Source organism: Dietzia sp. SL131 (assembly GCF_026672565.1).
Classification (GTDB): domain Bacteria; phylum Actinomycetota; class Actinomycetes; order Mycobacteriales; family Mycobacteriaceae; genus Dietzia; species Dietzia kunjamensis.
Genome location: NZ_JAPPRI010000003.1, coordinates 1,521,028 through 1,538,088, shown reverse-complemented (window position 1 = coordinate 1,538,088; position 17,061 = coordinate 1,521,028). Strand labels below are relative to the sequence as shown.

Below are 17,061 nucleotides of genomic sequence, written 5' to 3'. Positions count from 1 at the left end.
AACATCACGGCGCATCCGGTGCAACACGACCAAGGAAATCTTCATGTCGACGGGGAGCGAAGAGTCGCTCACCACGTACGAGACGAGGAGGACCGCACCGTGATAGGTGACAGTGTCGCGTTGCTCGCCCAGGAGGCGACGCCGGAGATCGATACGGGAGACACGGCCTGGATGCTCATCGCAGCATCCCTGGTACTGCTCATGACGCCCGCCCTGGCGCTCTTCTACGGCGGCATGTCCCGGCAGAAGTCCGTGCTGAACATGATGATGATGTCGTTCGGCGCGATGGGCGTGGTCGGCGTGATCTACCTGCTGTGGGGATGGTCGATGTCCTACGGCAGCGAGTCGGTCCTGGGGCTGTTCGCCAACCCCTTCGAAATGTTCGGGCTCTCCGGGGTGATCGGTGACGCCACCGAATGGGCGGTCTCCGGCTCCGGCGCCTACCCGCAGGTCGTCGACGTCGCCTTCCAGGTGACCTTCGCGATCATCACCGTCGCGCTCATCTCGGGCGCGATCGCCGAGCGCGCCCGGTTCGGCACCTGGCTGGCGTTCGTCGGCGTCTGGGTGACCCTGGCGTACTTCCCGCTCGCCCACATGGTGTGGGGCGGCGGACTGCTCTCCCACTCGGACAGCGGACTGGCGGCCATGATCTTCGGGACCGTCGACGACGGCGAGGGCGGGCTGACCGCTGCCGTGGCGCCCGTCGACTTCGCCGGCGGAACCGTCGTGCACATCAACGCCGGTATGGCCGCGCTCGTCCTGGTCCTGCTCATCGGCAAGCGGCTCGAGTTCGGTCGCACCGCCTACCGCCCGCACAACCTGCCGCTGGTCATGCTCGGCGCCGCCCTGCTGTGGTTCGGCTGGTTCGGGTTCAACGCGGGCTCCGCGTTCGGTGCCAACGGTGCGGCGGGCCTGGCGTGGGTCAACACCACCGCCGCCACCGCCGCCGCGATGCTCGGCTGGCTCCTCGCGGAGCGTATCCGTGACGGCCACGCCACCAGCCTCGGTGCCGCATCCGGCGTGGTCGCCGGCCTCGTGGCCATCACCCCCGCCGCCGGTTCCGTCCACCCGCTCGGCGCGATCGCCCTCGGTGCGATCGCGGGCGTGCTGTCCGCGCTGGCCGTGGGCCTCAAGCACCGCTTCGGCTACGACGACGCCCTGGACGTGGTGGGCGTGCACCTGGTCGCAGGACTCTGGGGCACCATCGCCATTGGCCTGTTCGCCACCGGCACCTTCGGAACGGACGCGGGAATGTTCTACTCCGCGGATGGCTGGCGACTCCTGGTGGTCCAGATCGTGATCGCCGTGGCCGCCCTCGTGTTCACCGCGATCATGACCGCGATCGCCTGGGCGATCTGCCGGCCGCTCGGCTGGAGGATCGACAAGGCCGACGAGCAGGCGGGCATCGACGGTGCCCAGCACGCCGAGAGCGCGTACGAGGCCTCCACCAACGCGCTCATCCGCTGAGCCGACCCCTTCGAAAGGAACCCACGACATGAAGCTCGTCACCGCGATCGTCAAACCGTTCACGATCGACGACGTCAAGGCAGCACTGGAGCAGGCCGGTATCCACGGCCTCACCATCAGCGAGGTCCAGGGATACGGACGCCAGAAGGGCCACACCGAGGTCTACCGCGGCGCCGAGTACGCCGTGGACTTCGTCCCCAAGATCAGGGTGGAGGTGGTGGTCGACGACGAGACCGCCGGCACCGCGGTCCAACTGATCGTCGACGCGGCCCGGACCGGAAAGATCGGCGACGGCAAGGTCTGGGTGACCCCCGTCGAGAGCATCGTGCGCGTCCGCACCGGTGAGGAGGGCACGTCCGCGATCTGACCCTCGGGCAGAACCCGGCGCGCGGTCGCCCCGTCACAGGGGCGGCCGCGCGCCGTCGTGTACTGCGGACGCCACCCTCGCCCGGTCCCGCGCAGACCGTGCGCAGCCGTTCACAAAGGTGAAACCTGTACGCCCCGAGGCGGTGACATGGAGGCGACATTGTGGACCCGACGGATGAGGGAAGGGGAGTGCCATGGCGGTCACGGCCGACGGCGAGCGCGCCACGGCGCTGCGGGCGGGACGCGAGCGGATCCTCTCCGCCCCGCGTGAGAGCCTGCCCGCCGCGCCGTTGAGGGACGCCCTGTGCGAGCTCTACGAGATGGAGCTGGGACGGCTCGCCGACGAGGCCGGGATCGGCCCGGGGTCGGGGTTCGCCCTCATCGCGTTTGGCGGGTTGGGACGCCGGGAGGTTCTGCCACACTCGGATCTGGACCTCGTCCTGGTTCACGAGCGGCGGCCGGACCGTGACGTGGGCGAGCTGGCCGACGCACTGTGGTACCCGCTGTGGGATTCCGGCGTCGGACTCGACCACAGTGTCCGCACGGTCGACCAGTGCCTGGCCGTGGCCGCTGCCGACGTCTCCGTCGGGCTGAGTCTGCTGGACGCGCGCGTGATCGCTGGCGACGCGGATCTGGGAGCGCTCGTCGTGGACGGCGCCCGCCGGCAGTGGCGGGACCAGATCGCCTCCCGCTTCGACGACCTCGTCGACGCGGCGGCCGCCCGGCGCCACCGGGCCGGGGTGATCGCGCACCGCAGCGAACCCGACCTGAAGAACGGGGCCGGTGGGCTCCGCGACGCGCAGCTGGTCGCGGCCCTGGGCCTGGCCCACCTCAGCGACGGTCGGCCCGTGGTCCCCGGTGGGATGGCGCGCGCGCACCGGCTGGTGCTGGACGCCCGGACCGAACTACACCGGGTGAGCGGACGCCCCCGCGAGGTGCTGCACGCCGAGTACGGGGACGAGGTCGGCGAGGCGCTGGGCCTGGGGGACCGGTTCGATCTCGCCCGGGCGCTGAGTGACGCCTCCCGGACGATCGCGTTCACCGCGGACCAGGCGATCCGTGGCTCGTGCGCGGCGCTGTCCTCCCGGGGACTGACCGGCCTGCTGCGGAGGTCGCCTGTCCGTCGGCCCCTCGACGACGGGGTGGTGGAACATGCGGGGGAGGTGACGCTCGCCCGCGCGGCCCGCGCGGCCGACGACCCCTGGCTGGCGCTGCGGGTGGCCGCGGCCGCGGCCCGGTTCGGGCTGCCGATCGCGACCTCCACCCTCGGTGTCCTCGCCGAACGCTGCCCCGTCCCGGACGGTCAGTGGCCGGCGGAGGCCCTGTCGGACCTGCTCGTGCTCCTGGGCTCGGGTGAGGCGCAGATCCCCGTGCACGAGGCGCTCGACCGGTGCGGGTTGTGGGAACGGCTGCTACCGGAATGGGCGGGGGTGCGGGATCTGCCCGCCCGCGACCGCGCGCACATCTACACGGTCGACAGGCACCTGGTGCAGACGGCCGTGGAGGCGTCCCGACTCACCACCTCCGTCGCACGCGCGGACCTCCTGCTGCTCGCGGCGCTCCTGCACGACCTCGGGAAGAGCCGGGACGGCGACCACAGCGAGAACGGGGCGGACATGATCCGCCCGATCTGCGCGCGGATGGGCCTCGGGGGCCGCGACACCGAGACCCTCACGCGCATCGTGAGGCACCATCTGCTGCTCCCCGCGACCGCCGCGAGACGCGACCCCGCCGACCCCGCCACCGCCGAGGCCGTGCTCACCGCGCTGGACCGGGACGCCGTCTCCCTCGACGTGTTGGCCGCGCTCACCGAGGCGGACTCGCTCGCGACCGGGCCGACGGTCTGGACCACAGGCCGTGCCGGGGCCCACGCCGCGCTCGTGGCGGCCTGCGGCAAGGCGCTCGGCCCCCGTCCCGCCGCGGTGCAGGCGCCGACTGTGAACGCCTCTCGGCGGCACGGTCCGCCGGACGTCGTGGTGGACCTCCGGGCGGCGGACACCGGCACCACACACGAGGTCACTCTCGTCGTCCCCGGCGGGGGCCGCTCGCTCGCGGTGACCGCGGAGGTCCTGGCCGCCCACAGGCTGGAGATCGTGGACGCGGAGATCGACCTGCGTCCCCCGGGCGGGATGCGCGCGAGGATGACGGTCTCCACCCGCTTCGGAGACCCGGTGGACGGACGCGTACTCCGGCAGGATCTGCGCCGCTCGATCGACTCCGGGCTCCCCGGGCCGCTTCGCGCCGCGCTGTCCCGGGGGGCGGCGCTGGCGATCGGACCCCCGCAGGCCAGATCCTCCGTCCTGATCTCGCACCGGACCGACGCCGACGGCGTGCTGATGGAGGTGCGGTCGGAGGACCGGCCCGGCCTGTTCGCACGGGTCGTGGCCGCGATCATCGAAGCCGGCGCCCGCATCGACTGGGTGGTGGTGCGCACCAGGGGAGCGGCCGTGGAGGACGTGTTCGCGCTCTCCGGCCCCGGAGCGGTGTTGAGTACGGCCGGTCAGGTGGAGGCGTTGCTGCCACGACGTGATCCCACGACGCCCGCCGCGGCGCATGCCGATACCCTGTGATCAGTCGTCGCCGACGACACCGGGAACCGTGCGCGCTCCCGGGCCGCGAACCAGGGAGCTGTTGCCGTGTTCGAATCCTTGTCCGACCGCCTCACAGGTGCGCTCAAGGACCTGCGCGGAAAAGGTCGGCTCAGCGACGCCGACATCGACGCGACGGCCCGCGAGATCCGCCTGGCACTGCTCGAGGCCGACGTCGCCCTGCCGGTGGTGCGCGAGTTCATCGCGCGGGTCAAGGAGCGTGCCAAGGGCGCGGAGGTCTCCGAGGCGCTCAACCCCGCCCAGCAGGTCGTCAAGATCGTCGACGCCGAACTCACCGCCATCCTCGGCGGGGAGGAGCGGCGGATCGAGTTCGCCAAGCAGCCCCCGACGGTCATCATGCTGGCGGGTCTGCAGGGCGCGGGTAAGACCACCCTGGCGGGCAAACTGGCGCACTGGCTCAAGGGGCAGGGGCACACACCGCTCCTGGTGGCCTGTGACCTGCAGCGGCCGGGAGCGGTCGACCAGCTGCAGATCGTCGGTGAGCGTGCCGGAGTACCCACCTTCGCCCCGCACCCCGGGACCTCCGTCGGGGGCGACGGCGAGGTGATCGGTGTCCAGGAGCCGGTGTCCGTCGCGCAGCGCGGATTGGCTCACGCCCGCGCCAAGATGCACGACGTCGTGATCGTCGACACCGCCGGTCGACTCGGCATCGACGAGGAGATGATGGCCCAGGCCCGGGGGATCCGGGATGCCGTCCAGCCCCACGAGACCTTCTTTGTCCTGGACGCGATGATCGGTCAGGACGCGGTGGTCACGGCCGAGGCCTTCCGTGAGGGCGTCGGCTTCACCGGTGTCGTGCTCACCAAGCTCGATGGTGACGCCCGCGGTGGCGCCGCGCTGAGCGTCCGCGAGCTCACCGGGACGCCGATCATGTTCGCGTCCGACGGCGAGAAGCTCGAAGACTTCGACGTCTTCCACCCCGACCGCATGGCCAGCCGCATCCTCGGGATGGGCGACGTGCTCTCGCTCATCGAGCAGGCGGAGACGGTCTTCGACGCGCAGGAAGCGGAGAAGACCGCCGCGAAGATCGGCTCCGGCGAGCTCACGCTCGAGGACTTCCTCGACCAGATGTTGATGATCCGCAAGATGGGGCCCATCGGGAACCTGCTCGGCATGCTGCCCGGCGGCAAGGAGATGAAGGCCGCCGTCGGCGACATCGACGAGAAGTACCTGGACCGCATCCAGGCGATCATCCGCGGCATGACCCCCGAGGAGCGCGCGGACCCGAAGATCATCAACGGCTCGCGCCGCCAGCGCATCGCGAACGGTTCGGGGGTCACGGTCACCGACGTCAACCAGTTGGTCGACCGGTTCTTCGAGGCCCGCAAGATGATGAGCCGCATGGCGGGCCAGATGGGGATGCCCGGGGCGGGACGCAAGAACCAGCGCAAGGGCAAGAAGGGCAAGGGCAAGGGGAAGGGCCGCGGTCCCACCCCGCCCAAGCAGCGGGGGATGATGCCCGGGGGGATGCCGGGGATGCCGCCCGGGATGCCCGGTATGCCGCCCGGCGGGATGCCCGACCTGTCCCAGTTGCCGCCCGGACTCGACCAGCTCCCGCAGGGGCTGGAGGGGATCGACCTCAACGACCTGAAGTTCCCCAAGCGCTGACCGGTCCGCCCGACGCGTCGATTGGTGCCCACCGTCCCGGCCTGTCTAGACTGGTCCGCTGGACGCCGTCACCGGTGGACCCTCGTGGGTCCGTGCCGAACGGCGGTCACCCGGAAGGCGAAACCGGGCCCCGCCAGCAGGGCGGGCGCCGCTGAATCGCCACGTGACCCGCAACAGAAAGCGAGACGCCTCATGGCCGTCAAGATCAAGCTCACCCGCCTCGGCAAGATCCGTAACCCGCAGTACCGGGTCGTCGTCGCCGACGCCCGCACCCGCCGCGACGGGCGCGCCATCGAGACCATCGGTCTCTACCGCCCCAAGGAGGAGCCGAGCTTCATCCAGATCGACTCCGAGCGCGCGCAGTACTGGCTCGGTGTCGGCGCCCTGCCCACCGAGGCCGTCGAGCAGCTGCTCAAGATCACCGGCGACTGGCAGAAGTTCAAGGGGATCGAGGGCGCCGAGGGCACCCTGAAGACCGCCGAGCCCAAGCCCTCGAAGCTGGACCTGTTCAACAAGGCCCTCGAGGACGCCCAGGGCGAGCCGTCCGCTGAGGCCATCACCGCCAAGCGCAAGGCCGAGAAGGCGAAGAAGGACGAGGCCAAGAAGGCCGAGCAGGAGGCCGCGAAGGCCGCCGAGTCCGGCGAGGGCGAGGCCGCGTCGGCTGACGCCGAGACCGCCGAGGCCTGAGAGAGATGAATGACATGGTCGTCGACGCCGTCGACCACCTCGTCCGCGGAATCGTGTCGGACCCCGACGCGGTGTCCGTCCGGTCGAGTGGTGGTCGGCGCGGCACCGTGATCCGTGTGGCCGTCGCGCCCGAGGATCTCGGCCGTGTCATCGGTCGGGGTGGCCGTACCGCCTCCGCGATCCGGACCATCGTCTCCGCCGTCGGCGGCGACGGTGTCCGGGTCGACGTGGTCGACACCGACCGCTGACCCCGCCCGTACACGTCGGCAATCGGAGGACCTGGACCATTATGGAGCTCGTCGTGGGACGCGTCGTCAAATCGCACGGCGTCCGCGGCGAACTGGTGGTGGAGGTTCGCACCGATTCACCCGAGGAGCGATTCGCCGTCGGGACCCGACTCGTCGGGCGGGTCGGTCGGGGTGATCGGGCCACCGACCGCGACGTCACCATCGAAGCCGCCCGGCAGCATTCCGGGCGGCTTCTGGTGCGTCTGGAAGGCGTCGGCGATCGGGACACCGCGGACGCACTCCGCGGCATGCTGCTGCTCGTCGACTCGGATGCGCTGGAGGATCCGGAGGACCCGGACGAGTACCACGACCATCAACTGGTGGGACTGCGGGTACTCGACACCTCGGGTGCCACCCTCGGCGAGGTGACCGAGATCGTGCACACCGCGGCCGGCGAACTCCTGGCCATCCGGCTGGCCGACGGAGGCGATGCACTGGTCCCGTTCGTCTCCGAGATGGTCCCCGAGGTGGACATCGTCGCGCGGACGTGCGTCATCGACCCGCCGGAGGGGCTGCTCGACCTGGGGACGTCGTGACCGCTCTCCCCGATGGTGGGGACGGGCCGCTCATGCACCTCGACGTCATCACGGTCTTCCCCGAGTACCTCGCTCCGCTGCAGTTGGCGTTGATCGGTCGGGCCACCGACCGGGGCATAGTCGACGTCGCCGTTCACGACCTCCGGGGCTGGACCCACGACGTCCACAAGTCGGTCGACGACACCCCGTTCGGTGGTGGGCCGGGCATGGTCATGCGCCCGACGGTGTGGGGCGAAGCGCTGGACGACCTCGTGCCGCCGCCGGGGACGGCGATGGGCGAGCCGGGGGACGGTCAGATCCGCCCACTCCTGATAGTCCCGACGCCCGCCGGACGACCGTTCTCCCAGTCCGACGCGCACCGCTACGCCCGCCGACGCCACCTGCTGTTCGCGTGTGGTCGCTACGAGGGCATAGACCAGCGCGTCGTCGACGAGGCGTCCACGCGGATGGACGTCGAGGAGGTCAGCATCGGCGACTACGTCCTCATCGGGGGCGAGGTGGCGGTGCTCGTCATCGCGGAGGCCGTCATCCGCCTCCTACCCGGGGTGCTGGGGAACCGGCGCAGCCATGAGGAGGACTCCTTCTCCGACGGCCTGCTCGAGGGCCCCAGTTTCACCCGGCCCGAGGTGTGGCGCGACCGGCCGGTGCCCGAAGTCCTCAAGAGTGGCGATCACGCCAGGATCGCGCGGTGGCGCCGCGACGAGTCGCTGAGGCGCACAGCCGAGCGGAGGCCCGATCTCCTCGGGTCGGCCGAGCTGGACAAGGCCGACCTGGCGACGCTCTCGGACTTCGGTTGGGTTCCTCCGGCCGGGTGATTTGAGTCCGCCGAGTAGCGGATGGCACACTAGCGAGGTTGACCTTCCGGGCACCACGTGTGTCCGCTGACGGTCGCGCTGATCCGGGGCACGAACCGGTCGTCCCGCCTGCGGGCGGGCGCCAGGGTCCTCTGTCCTCATTCCTGACATGCAAGGAACGCAATGAACACTCTCGACTTCATCGACAACAAGTCGCTCCGCGACGACATCCCGGACTTCCGCCCCGGCGACACGCTCGACGTGCACGTCAAGGTCATCGAGGGCTCGAAGGAGCGCGTCCAGGTCTTCAAGGGCGTCGTGATCCGTCGCCAGGGCGGTGGCGTCCGCGAGACCTTCACCGTCCGCAAGGTCTCGTTCGGCGTCGGCGTCGAGCGCACGTTCCCCGTGCACTCGCCCACGATCGACCGCATCGACGTCCTGGTCCGCGGCGACGTGCGTCGCGCGAAGCTGTACTACCTGCGTGCACTCCGTGGCAAGGCCGCGAAGATCAAGGAGAAGCGCTGACCGTGTAGAGCCGGTCGGACTCGGCCGCCGTCGGCGGTGCGGGATCGACTACGCTCATCCGGGTGAGCAGCACCGATACGCCTGGACATGACGCCGCCGAGCCGGGGTCCCGTAACGACGGGGCCCCGGCTCGCCGCGTCGAGAAGAAGGGCCAGCCCTGGTACATCGAGATCCCGCTGCTGGTGGTGATCGCACTCGTCCTGGTGTTCGTCTTCCAGACCTTCGTCGGACGCGTCTACCAGATCCCGTCGGAGTCCATGGAACCCACCCTGCACGGCTGCGCGGGCTGCACGGGGGACCGCATCTTCGTCGACAAGATCACCTACCGGTTCGGAGACCCCGAACCCGGGGACGTGGTGGTCTTCGAGGGTCCCGATTCGTGGAACGAGGGCTACCAGTCCATCCGGTCGGACAATCAGGTCATCAGGACCCTGCAGAACATCGGCGGCGTGATCGGCATCGTCCCACCCGATCAGAACGACATGGTCAAGCGCGTCGTCGCGGTGGGGGGCCAGACAGTCGGCGGCTGCTCCCCGGATGGCGCACTGCTCGTCGACGGTCAGCCGCTGGACGAGCCGTACCTCAACGAGACCCCGTCGCCGGCGGGGAACCCGCTCAACTGTGCCTTCGGTCCGGTCACGGTCCCCGAGGGCAACTACTGGGTGATGGGGGACAACCGCGGTAACTCCGCGGACTCTCGCTTCCACATGGGTGACGAGTTCCAGGGAACCGTGCCCGAGGAGAACATCATCGGCAAGGTCCGGGCGATCATCCTCCCGTTCAGCCGGATCGGGACGGTGTCCTCCCCGGATATCAACGCGGGGTGAGCCGGGCACGACCGCAGCGGCCCCGGGATGTCGCCCTTCCCGGCCGGGTCCGGGTGACCCGTCGCGACGGCCGCCTGGCGTTGGAGGCAGCCCTCGCCCGTCGAGGTCTCGGCCCGGTCGCCGGTGTCGACGAGGCCGGACGCGGTTCCTGTGCGGGCCCACTGGTGGTGGCGGCCTGCGTGTTGGGGAATCGGCTCCACCCCGACCTGGCCGACCTGGATGACTCGAAGAAGCTCACCGCCGCCACCCGTGAGCGACTGCACGACGTGATCCTGCGCAGGGCGTCGGCGCTGAGTGTGGTGGTGATCGAGCCGGACCGGATCGACATGCGCGGGATCCACCGGTGCAATCTGGAGGGGATGCGCCGGGCGGTCGCCGCCCTCGACCCGGCACCCGGTTTCGTGCTGACCGACGGCTTCGCGGTCGACGGGCTCGGATGTCAGTCCACGTCCGTGATCGGGGGGGATGCAGTGGTCGCATCCATCGCCGCCGCGAGTGTCCTCGCGAAGGTCACGCGGGATCGGATTATGGTGGACCTCGACTCGCGGTACCCGGGGTACGGTTTCGCCGCCCACAAGGGGTACAGCACCGTGAGTCACGCCAGGGCGATCGAGCAGCTCGGTCCCAGCGGCATCCATCGGATGTCGTACGCCAACGTCCGTCGCGCCGCGCAGGCGCATTCGAGGAGCAGCACGAGATGAGCGCCGAGGATCTGGAGAACTACGAGACCGAGATGGAGCTCTCGCTCTACCGCGAGTACCGCGACATCGTCGGCCAGTTCACCTACGTCGTCGAGACGGAGCGGCGCTTCTACCTCGCCAACGCCGTCGAGCTGATCCCCCGGTCGGCGGACGGCGAGGTCTACTTCGACGTGAGGATGTCCGACGCGTGGGTATGGGATATGTACCGACCTGCACGTTTCGTCAAGTACGTTCGGGTGCTGACCTTTAAGGACGTCAACATCGAGGAACTCGACAAGCCTGAACTGCGGCTCCCGGAGTAGCACCCGGCCCCCGTTCTCCACAGCCCGCGCCGCTTCCACAGGGCGCCCCCGGCCCGATCCGCGACCAGCGGGTCGGGCCGTTTCCGTCCGGCAGGGTGAGCCCCGGCGGGCCCGGACGGACCGGGCGGCCGGGAGGGCTGGCGATGACGGGGGACGAGGCGGTGGGCGGCGAGGCGGCCGGGGACGGTGTGGATCCACGCCGACGGACGGGGCGACTCGGTGAGGAACACGCGGCGGGACTGATGCAGGCCCGGGGCGGGGTGGTCATCAGCCGGAACTGGCGGTGCCGGGCCGGCGAGCTCGACCTGGTGGTGTTGGATGCCGGGGGGCGGCTGCGATTCGTCGAGGTCCGGGCGCGGACGGGGACGGGCTTCGGCACTCCCGCCGAGTCGGTGACCCCGGACAAGCAGCGGCGTCTGCGGCGGTTGGCCGCCCACTGGCTCTCGGAGAACCCGGGCCGGTGGCGCCAGGTCTGCTTCGACGTGGTGGGCGTGGACCTGGCGGACCCGACTAGGCCTCGTCTCGAGCTGTTCGAGGACGTGCTGTAGCCGTGGCGCTCGGTCGGACGTGGGCTGTCACACTGCAGGGAGTCGGTGGACAGCTGGTGGAGGTCGAGGCCGACGTGGGCCGCGGGTTGCCCGGGGTCAGCATCGTGGGGTTGCCGGACTCGGCGGTGTTGCAGGCGCGGGAGCGGATGCGGGCGGCCGTGATCAACAGTGGTCTGACCTGGCCGTCGGGCAAGGTCGTGCTGTCCCTGTCCCCGGCGGCGTTGCCGAAGCGGGGCTCGGGGTTCGACCTGGCGCTCGCGGTGGGCACGTTGACCGCGTCAGGGGAGCTGCCCGGGGCGGGCTTCGACGGCACCCTGCTGGTGGGCGAGCTGGCGTTGGACGGTCGGGTCCGGTCGGTGCGCGGGGTGCTGCCCGCCGTGCTCGCGGCGCGGGACGCCGGACTGTCCCGGGCGATCGTTCCCGCCGCGAACCTCGCGGAGGCCCGGCTGGTCAGCGGTATCGACACCGCGGGGGTCGACTCACTCGCGATGCTCGCGTCATGGTGCCGGGGCCGGGGAGCCCTGGTCACGGACGCCCCGGAGGTCCGCGCCGTGGGCGCGCGGTCCCACACCGACCTGGCGGAGGTGCACGGGCAGGACGACTGTCGGCGGGCTGTCGAGGTGGCTGCCGCCGGGGGGCACGCCGTGCTCCTGCGCGGGGCTCCGGGGACCGGCAAGACCATGCTCGCGCGTCGCCTCCCGGGGTTGTTGCCTGATCTGGGGGAGCGGGACGCACTCGAGGCGACGGCCATCCACTCGGTGATGGGACGGCTCGCGCCGCGGGATCCGCTGCTACGTCGCCCGCCGTTCGTGGCTCCCCACCACTCGGCGTCGGTGGCCGCCCTCGTCGGCGGCGGCAACAACGTCGCACGCCCGGGGGCGGTGACGCTGGCGCATCGCGGGGTGTTGTTCCTCGATGAGTGCGCCGAGTTCCCCGGCCGGGTTCTGGACAGCCTCCGCACTCCGCTCGAGGACGGCGAGGTGCGGATCGCCAGGCGCGACGGCATCTCCGTCTTCCCGGCCCGATTTCAGCTGGTGCTGGCGGCGAACGACTGCCCGTGTGGCAGTGCACGGCCCGATGCCTGTACGTGCACCCCCGATGCCCGGCGGCGCTACGGACGGTCGCTGACCGGGCCGTTGCGCGACCGGATCGACATCGCCGCACGGACGCTGCCGCTCGGGTCCGGGCTGTTCGCCGTGGACGAGGGTGAGGACACCGCCGCGGTACGGACGAGGGTGTCGACGGCGAGGGCGGCCGCCGCCGAGAGGTGGGCGGGGTGCCCGGAGGCCGCCGGTGCGCGGGCGAACGCCGAGGTCCCCGGCCGCGTCCTGCGATCCGTATGGGGGCTCGATCGTCGGGCGCTGCACCCCCTGGACCGGGCACTGGCACACGGGGTGTTGTCACCCCGCGGGGTCGACCGGTGTCTGCGCCTCGCGTGGACGGTCGCCGACCTGGACGGGGCCACAGTGCCGGGGGAGCCGCACGTGGCGGAGGCGCTCGTGCTGAGAGGGGAGGAGTGATGCCGGTGGAACGGGAGCAGGGATCGGTGGTGTCGTCGGAGGTGCGCGCGGCCTACGCCTACCTGGGGGCGGTGACCGAGCGCCCGACCGCGCAGCTGTGGGACCTGGTGGACTCGGTGGGGCCGGTGCGGGCACGGGAATTGATCCGCGCCGGTCGGGCCGGTGACGCGGTGGCGGCCCAGGCCGAGGCACGGCGGGACCTCGTCGACGGGGAGCGGCTGCTCGAGGCGGCCCACGAGGTGGACGCCCGGCTCCTCGTGCCCGGGGACCCGGGTTGGCCGGGGTTCGCCCTCGAGCCCCTGGACCGTCCACGCGGACGACGTCGCGCCGGGACGGGCGGGGTGCCCACCGCGTTGCGCCCGCTTGGGCTGTGGTGGCGTGGCCCCGCAGACCCGGTCAGGGTGTTGGGCAGGTCGGTCGCTCTCGTCGGGACCAGGGCGCCCACTCCGTACGGGAGGGCGGTGACCGCCGACCTGGGTGCCGGGGTGTCCGCCGAGGGGTTCACGGTCGTCTCGGGTGGGGCCTTCGGGATCGATGCGGCAGCGCACCGCGCCGTCCTCGGGGTTCGCGGCACCACGATCGCGGTCCTCGCCGGTGGCGTGGATCGGCTCTACCCGCGCGGGAACGACGCGATGCTGCGCGAGATCGCGGAGACCGGCGCGGTGATCTCCGCGCAGCCCCCCGGGACCGGGGTGACGCGGTATCGCTTCCTCGACCGGAACCGGATCATCGCGGCGTTGACCGGCGCCTCCGTGGTGGTGGAGGCGGCTGCCCGGAGCGGTGCGCTGAGCACGGCGGCGTGGGCCACCGCGCTGGACCGCCCGGTCGGCGCGGTACCGGGGCCGGTCACGTCGGTCGCGTCGGTCGGGTGTCACCTGCTGCTCCGGGAGCGGGGTGCGGTGCTGGTCTCTCGGACGTCGGACGTGGTCGAGCTCGCAGGTCGGATGGGGGAGACGGCGCCGCCCCCCAGGGGTGAGCCCGGCGCGTGGGACGGGTTGGACGACGCGACCAGGCGGATCCTCGAGGCACTGCCCACCTCGGGTGGCGCCGAGCCCGCCGAGATCGCGGCCTCGGCGGGAATCGCACCCGTCACGGCGAGGGCCGTCCTCGGCCGGCTCCTGGCCTCCGGGGCGGCTGTACGGGGCCCGGAGGGGTGGCGCAGGTGCCGGGATGGCGGGGTGCAGATGACTTTCCCCGTGTCGTGACCCCGTCGCGTGGTCCGGCTGGCCCGGCCCGGCTGGCCCGGCCCGGCTGGCCCGGCCCGGCTGGCACGGCCCGGCTGGCCCGGCCCGGCGTGCTTGCGCCGGCCCCACGCGAGGGAGACAATTGGTACCCATGGGGCCGGTGAGCACGTCTGAGAGTGATGGGGACGCTCGGTCCGAGCCGTTCGGGGGCGTGGTCGACGACTTCGCGGACTACCTGCGTACCGGTCGCTCCCGGTCCGAGGCGACGGTCCGCTCTTACCGATCCGACGTCCGCGGCCTGCTCGCCCACCTCGTCCTGGACACCGACGGACCCTCCACCGCGGCGGACCTGCGCGGGGCACTCACCCTCCCCGCCCTGCGCGGGTGGCTCGCCGCCCAGGTCGGTGCGGGGGCCGCCAGGTCGACCGTCGCCCGCCGTGTCGCGGCAGCCCGATCCTTCAGCGGGTGGGCCGCACGGACCGGCCTCGTACCGACCGATGTCGCGGCCCGGCTCGAGGCGCCCCGCGCCCGTCGCCATCTGCCCGAGGTGCTCGATCTTGACCAGGCGGCCGAGACGATCCGTACCACCGAGCTCGCCGCGGCCGAGGGGGACCCGATCGCCCTGCGCGACCGGCTGGTCGTGGAACTGCTGTACTCCTGCGGTATCCGGGTCGCCGAACTGTGCGGGCTCGACGTGGACGACGTCGACACCGAGCGTCGCCTGCTGCGGGTGGTGGGCAAGGGCGACCGGGAGCGCGCCGTCCCGTACGGCCCGCCCGCGGACCGGGCACTGCGTTCCTGGCTCGACGGCGGCCGCCCGACGTTGGCCACCGCCCGGTCCGGCCCGTCCCTGTTGCTCGGGGCGCGCGGGGGGCGACTCGACCCCCGGGCCGCGCGGCGGATCGTCAACGAGGTCACCGCGGCCACGCCGGGCGCCCCCCGGGTCTCGCCCCACGCGCTGAGACACAGTTCGGCGACACATCTGCTGGAGGGCGGCGCGGACCTGCGGCACGTACAGGAGCTCCTCGGGCACTCCACCCCGGCGACCACCCAGATCTACACGCACGTCTCGGCGGATCGCCTCCGGGCCGCCTACCGCGGAGCCCACCCCCGCGCCTGAGCGGGGAGCGCGGCCCGGGCGTCAGCCGGCTCCGTCTCCGGGACGTGTGGGCTTGAGGCGGATCGGCCGTTCGGAGTCCGCGAGCAGTGACAGCGGATCGACGTAGTCGTCGTCGTCACCGGACGGGTCACCCGACGTCACACGCGCGCCCCAGTGCAGGCACGCTTCGACCGGACACCCGGGGTGGCCGGCGAGGAGCCGGCCCACCTCCCCGCCCGCGATGACGCGATCACCGGCCCGGACGGTGGCACGCACCGGCTCGTAGGTGGTGCGAAGGCCGCCACCGTGGTCGATCGACAAGACGGGTCGACCTCCCACGGCCCCGGCGAACAGGACCGTCCCGTCCGCGGGCGCCCGCACCGGGGCGAGCACCGTGCCGACCAGATCGACCCCACGGTGCCCCCGGAGCCATCGCTGGGCGGGCGGATCGAACGGGGTCGAGACCGAGACCGGACCCGGCAGGGGGCTGCCCATGCCCACCCGTGACCCGAACGGCGCGGCGTCGGCCACGGGGACGACGGCGAGGATCCCCGCTGCCAGGCCGGCACAGGCGCGGTGGCGGAGCCGTCGTCGATCGACCCGGTTTGACTGCATACCGTGAGTCCACCGCACGCACCCCGCGTTCGCCACGGGAGATCGGCACCTGTGGACGGAATGGACGACCATCCCCAGACCAGACGTGCACCGGCACCCCCGGGAGCCCCCGCGCACGGGCGGAGCCACGACCGCGGTGCGCGGTGCCCGGATACCGGTCGGGTGGGCCGCCTTGGAGGGGCGCGCCCGAGGGGTTATGCTTCCGGTGCGGTCGACTCTGCGTCGATCGACTTCGCGTGTCCTGCGGCAGCCCGGTTCCCGGGAGCCGCATCCGGGCCCCGGGGCCATGAGCCCCGGCCCCCGGACGCCGGACCAGCAGGTGCCCCCGCCCGACGGGGGTCCGGCCCGGCGCGGACACCAGGGCCCGCGGCCACCCGGCTCGAGGGCGAAACCCGATACACAGAAAGCGAGGACGAGGGCCTCGCGGTCCGGCTGCTTCCAAGCCGGACGAGCCCTCAACCCATCATGGCAGTCATCTCCATGAAGCAACTGCTCGACGCAGGTGCCCACTTCGGCCACCAGACCCGCCGCTGGAACCCGAAGATGCGTCGGTTCATCTTCACCGACCGCAACGGCATCTACATCATCGACCTGCAGCAGACCCTGACGTACATCGACCAGGCGTACGAGTTCGTCAAGGAGTCCGTCGCCCACGGCGGCACCGTCCTGTTCGTCGGCACCAAGAAGCAGGCCCAGGAGGCCATCGCCGAGGAGGCCGCCAAGGTCGGTATGCCGTACGTCAACCAGCGTTGGCTGGGTGGCATGCTCACCAACTTCCAGACCGTGCACCAGCGGCTCGTCCGCCTCAAGGAGCTCGAGTCCATGGAGCAGTCGGGCGGATTCGAGGGTCGCACCAAGAAGGAAATCCTCATGCTCACGCGTGAGAAGAACAAGCTCGAGCGCACGCTCGGCGGTATGCGTGACATGAGCAAGGTCCCCTCCGTGGTGTGGGTCGTCGACACCAACAAGGAGCACATCGCCGTCGGCGAGGCCCGCAAGCTGAACATCCCCGTCGTCGCGCTGCTCGACACCAACTGTGATCCGGACGTCGTCGACTACCCGATCCCGGCGAACGACGACGCCATCCGCTCGGTCACCGTGTTGACCCGCGTCATCGCCTCCGCCGTCGCCGAGGGCCTCAAGGCCCGCTCGCAGGCCGGCAAGGCCACCGGCGAAGAGGCCGAGCCGCTCGCAGAGTGGGAGACCGAGCAGCTGGACCAGGTCACCGGCGCCGCCACGGCAGAGGGTGCCGAGGCACCCGCCGAGGTCACCGGCACCGAGTCCCCCGTGGCCGAGGCCCCCGAGGCCGACGCCCAGGAGATCGCGGCCGCCACCTCCGAGGCGCCGGCCACCGAGGCCTGATCCTCACCACCAGCTCGAGCACCG

The 17,061-nt window shown here is 71.7% G+C and carries 18 protein-coding genes; 17 read left to right on the top strand and 1 reads right to left on the bottom strand.

Annotation, left to right across the window (positions count from 1 at the left end; all coding sequences use genetic code 11):
- The first annotated feature begins 171 nt into the window (after nt 1-171).
- The 16 genes from OVA21_RS08000 to OVA21_RS07925 all read left to right on the top strand — a co-directional run bounded on the left by OVA21_RS08000 (nt 172) and on the right by OVA21_RS07925 (nt 15,081).
- Entirely contained in the window at nt 172-1,467 is a 1,296-nt protein-coding gene (locus OVA21_RS08000) for an ammonium transporter (protein ID WP_067717988.1), read from the top strand.
- Nucleotides 1,468-1,495: 28 nt separating this feature from the next.
- Nucleotides 1,496-1,834 carry a P-II family nitrogen regulator gene (locus tag OVA21_RS07995; RefSeq protein ID WP_067717588.1) on the top strand — a complete coding sequence of 113 codons (339 nt, stop codon included), beginning with the start codon at nt 1,496-1,498 and terminating at the stop codon, nt 1,832-1,834.
- 193 nt (nt 1,835-2,027) lie between these two features.
- Complete coding sequence (locus OVA21_RS07990) at nt 2,028-4,403, top strand: [protein-PII] uridylyltransferase (RefSeq protein ID WP_268092196.1); 2,376 nt, start codon at nt 2,028-2,030, stop codon at nt 4,401-4,403.
- Nucleotides 4,404-4,469: 66 nt separating this feature from the next.
- The gene (ffh, locus tag OVA21_RS07985; protein WP_268092195.1) at nt 4,470-6,050 is read left to right on the top strand and encodes a signal recognition particle protein; all 1,581 of its coding nucleotides are present in this window, start codon (nt 4,470-4,472) and stop codon (nt 6,048-6,050) included.
- A gap of 192 nt (nt 6,051-6,242) precedes the next feature.
- Complete coding sequence (gene rpsP, locus OVA21_RS07980) at nt 6,243-6,737, top strand: 30S ribosomal protein S16 (protein WP_067717594.1); 495 nt, start codon at nt 6,243-6,245, stop codon at nt 6,735-6,737.
- Between the two features lie 5 nt (nt 6,738-6,742).
- Complete coding sequence (locus OVA21_RS07975; RefSeq protein ID WP_067717596.1) at nt 6,743-6,985, top strand: RNA-binding protein; 243 nt, start codon at nt 6,743-6,745, stop codon at nt 6,983-6,985.
- A 41-nt stretch (nt 6,986-7,026) separates the two neighbouring features.
- Complete coding sequence (gene rimM, locus OVA21_RS07970) at nt 7,027-7,560, top strand: ribosome maturation factor RimM (protein WP_185950415.1); 534 nt, start codon at nt 7,027-7,029, stop codon at nt 7,558-7,560.
- Between the two features lie 32 nt (nt 7,561-7,592).
- Nucleotides 7,593-8,375 (top strand): tRNA (guanosine(37)-N1)-methyltransferase TrmD, encoded by a 783-nt coding sequence (gene trmD, locus OVA21_RS07965; protein WP_185950607.1) that lies wholly within the window; start codon nt 7,593-7,595, stop codon nt 8,373-8,375.
- A gap of 162 nt (nt 8,376-8,537) precedes the next feature.
- A complete protein-coding gene (rplS, locus tag OVA21_RS07960) occupies nt 8,538-8,879 on the top strand; it encodes a 50S ribosomal protein L19 (RefSeq protein ID WP_067717600.1) in 342 nt (113 codons plus the stop codon).
- Between the two features lie 62 nt (nt 8,880-8,941).
- On the top strand, nt 8,942-9,706 hold the full coding sequence (lepB, locus tag OVA21_RS07955) for a signal peptidase I (RefSeq protein ID WP_185950416.1): 765 nt from the start codon (nt 8,942-8,944) through the stop codon (nt 9,704-9,706).
- Nucleotides 9,703-10,407: a ribonuclease HII gene (locus tag OVA21_RS07950; protein WP_185950417.1), complete on the top strand. Its 705-nt coding sequence runs from the start codon at nt 9,703-9,705 to the stop codon at nt 10,405-10,407. Before lepB ends, OVA21_RS07950 begins: the two co-directional genes overlap by 4 nt.
- Nucleotides 10,404-10,709 (top strand): DUF2469 domain-containing protein, encoded by a 306-nt coding sequence (locus OVA21_RS07945; protein ID WP_007632861.1) that lies wholly within the window; start codon nt 10,404-10,406, stop codon nt 10,707-10,709. The genes OVA21_RS07950 and OVA21_RS07945 overlap by 4 nt, the downstream gene beginning before the upstream one ends.
- Nucleotides 10,710-10,852: 143 nt before the next feature.
- Nucleotides 10,853-11,257: a YraN family protein gene (locus tag OVA21_RS07940; protein WP_083249681.1), complete on the top strand. Its 405-nt coding sequence runs from the start codon at nt 10,853-10,855 to the stop codon at nt 11,255-11,257.
- A 2-nt stretch (nt 11,258-11,259) separates the two neighbouring features.
- Entirely contained in the window at nt 11,260-12,777 is a 1,518-nt protein-coding gene (locus tag OVA21_RS07935) for a YifB family Mg chelatase-like AAA ATPase (protein WP_268092193.1), read from the top strand.
- A 5-nt stretch (nt 12,778-12,782) separates the two neighbouring features.
- Nucleotides 12,783-13,982 carry a DNA-processing protein DprA gene (gene dprA, locus OVA21_RS07930; RefSeq protein WP_259823305.1) on the top strand — a complete coding sequence of 400 codons (1,200 nt, stop codon included), beginning with the start codon at nt 12,783-12,785 and terminating at the stop codon, nt 13,980-13,982.
- Between the two features lie 130 nt (nt 13,983-14,112).
- Nucleotides 14,113-15,081, top strand: a complete 969-nt coding sequence (locus OVA21_RS07925) for a tyrosine recombinase XerC (protein WP_442778921.1) — start codon at nt 14,113-14,115, stop codon at nt 15,079-15,081.
- A gap of 21 nt (nt 15,082-15,102) precedes the next feature.
- Here the strand turns inward: OVA21_RS07925 and OVA21_RS07920 are convergent, their stop codons facing one another.
- The gene (locus OVA21_RS07920) at nt 15,103-15,675 is read right to left on the bottom strand and encodes a M23 family metallopeptidase (RefSeq protein ID WP_268092192.1); all 573 of its coding nucleotides are present in this window, start codon (nt 15,673-15,675) and stop codon (nt 15,103-15,105) included.
- Between the two features lie 465 nt (nt 15,676-16,140).
- On the opposite strand from OVA21_RS07920, the gene rpsB reads away from it, so the two are divergent.
- The gene (gene rpsB, locus OVA21_RS07915) at nt 16,141-17,037 is read left to right on the top strand and encodes a 30S ribosomal protein S2 (protein WP_067717612.1); all 897 of its coding nucleotides are present in this window, start codon (nt 16,141-16,143) and stop codon (nt 17,035-17,037) included.
- Nucleotides 17,038-17,061 lie beyond the last annotated feature (24 nt).